This is a genomic window from Saccharomonospora iraqiensis subsp. paurometabolica YIM 90007 (genome assembly GCF_000231035.2).
GTDB classification, from domain to species: domain Bacteria; phylum Actinomycetota; class Actinomycetes; order Mycobacteriales; family Pseudonocardiaceae; genus Saccharomonospora; species Saccharomonospora paurometabolica.
This window is the reverse complement of record NZ_KI912232.1, coordinates 155,626-157,610: the sequence shown is the minus strand read 5'-3', so window position 1 is coordinate 157,610 and position 1,985 is coordinate 155,626. Positions and strand designations below refer to the sequence as shown.

Sequence of the window (1,985 nt, the reverse complement as noted above, 5' to 3'; positions counted from 1 at the left end):
GCGCCCCGCCGACGCCCGCGCCCCCGACGCTCTCGTCGACCCCGGCTCCCGTGTCGACCGCCGGACCGCCCCGGACGGCGCGGTGCCGGAACGGCGGTCCACGATCTCGCCCAGTTCCTGCTCCCGCTCGCTCATCCCGGCCCGCACGTCCGCACCGAACGTCCCGACGGCGCCCGCCAGCTCGCGCAGGGCGTCGCCCACGTTCGAGGCTAACCCGGCCGGGCTCGCCTGACGAGCCGTCTCGGTGGCTCGGCGGCTCACCGTCACCCCGACGGCGACGCCGACACCCAGCCAGAACAACCGCCTCATCGCCGACCGCCCTTCCTCCGGCGCCGCCGCGCGTGCCTGCCCTCGTCGGCACCACCCTTGCGGCGGGCCCGGATCGCCTTGCTGATGCCGTAGGAGAGCGCGGCCGTCTTCACCAGCGGACCGCCGAGCGTGGCGGTGAACACCGAGGACAACGCCGAGACGTTGCCCGAGACCGACTGCGCGTTCGCGGTGATGCCGTCCACCCGTTCGAGCTGGGTGTTGACGTGTGTGATGGTGTCGTTCGCCCCGGTGAGCAGCGGGTCCGTGTTCTCGTGGGCCTTGCGGATGGCGACCGTGGCCTCGTCCAGCGTGCGGCCGAGCTTGACCAGCGCGATCGCCAGGAACAACACCAGCAACACGAAGGCGCCCGCGGCGATCACTGCGGCGATCTGCCCTGCCGACACGTGCCCTCCTCGAAGATTCGTCCGACCACGCCGATTGGCCGTCAGGCTACCGCGCGTCGTCGCGCGTCACCGATCGCCTCCCCGGACCGCCCGGCGGAGCCGGGGAACGCGCTCGGCCAGGGTCCGCTCGGCCCCGTGCGTGCCCGGGTCGTAGTAGTCCCGGCCGACCAGTTCGTCGGGCGGGTACTGCTGAGCCAGGACCCCCTCGGCGACGTCGTGGGGATAACGGTAACCCTGCGCGTTGCCCAGCGCGGTGGCCCCCGTGTAGTGCCCGTCCCGCAGGTGCGGCGGCACGGTGCCGGTGCCTCCCGCACGCACGTCGGCCAGTGCCGTGTCGATGGCCGTGATCACCGCGTTCGACTTCGGCGCGGTCGCCAGGTGCACGGTCGCCTGGGCGAGCGCGAGCCTGCCCTCCGGCATCCCGATGAACTGCACCGCGTGCGCGGCGGACACGGCGGCCTGCAGGGCCGTGGGATCGGCCATGCCGACGTCCTCGCTGGCGTGGACCACGAGCCTGCGCGCGACGAACCGCGGGTCCTCCCCCGCCTCGATCATCCGGGCGAGGTAGTGCAGTGCCGCGTCCACGTCCGAGCCCCGGATCGACTTGATGAACGCGCTGATGACGTCGTAGTGCTGATCGCCGTCCCGGTCGTAGCGCACCGCCGCCTTGTCCACAGTGGACTCCACGGTGGCGAGGTCGACCACCGATCCACCGGTGGCCGCGACGGCCTCCGCGGCGGCCTCCAGCGCCGTCAGCGCCCGGCGCGCGTCCCCGGAGGCCAGCCGCACCAGGTGGTCGAGGGCCTCCCCGGTCACCTCCACCGCACCGCCCAGGCCCCGGCGCTCGGTCACCGCGCGGTCCAGCAGCGCGCGCACGTCGTCGTCGGTGAGCGGACGCAACTGCAACACCAGCGACCGGGACAGCAGCGGGGAGACCACCGAGAACGACGGGTTCTCCGTGGTCGCCGCCACCAGCAGCACCGTCCGGTCCTCCACCGCGCCGAGCAGGGCGTCCTGCTGGGTCTTGGAGAACCGGTGGACCTCGTCGATGAACAGGACGGTGTCCTCGCCCTGGTAGGTGCGTCGGCGCCGGGCCGCCTCGATGACCCCGCGCACCTCCTTCACCCCGGCGGACAGCGCCGACAGCGCCTCGAACCGCCTGCCGGTCGCCGTGGAGACGAGCCCCGCGAGGGTGGTCTTGCCCGTGCCGGGCGGCCCGTACAGCAGCACCGACGCCGGTGCCGAGCCCTCGACCAGCCTGCGCAGCGGGGC

Annotated in this window: 2 protein-coding genes and 1 pseudogene; all 3 read right to left on the bottom strand. The window is 73.6% G+C overall.

Features of this window, described 5'->3' with window-relative positions; all coding sequences use genetic code 11:
* A pseudogene (locus SACPADRAFT_RS0211250) lies at positions 1-201 on the bottom strand (hypothetical protein); the annotation flags it as partial.
* A 104-nt stretch (positions 202-305) separates the two neighbouring features.
* Positions 306-713 (bottom strand): DUF948 domain-containing protein, encoded by a 408-nt coding sequence (locus SACPADRAFT_RS0211245; protein WP_007027432.1) that lies wholly within the window; start codon positions 711-713, stop codon positions 306-308.
* Between the two features lie 66 nt (positions 714-779).
* The coding region (locus SACPADRAFT_RS0211240) for a replication-associated recombination protein A (RefSeq protein WP_007027433.1) at positions 780-1,985 on the bottom strand (1,206 nt) is incomplete at its 5' end.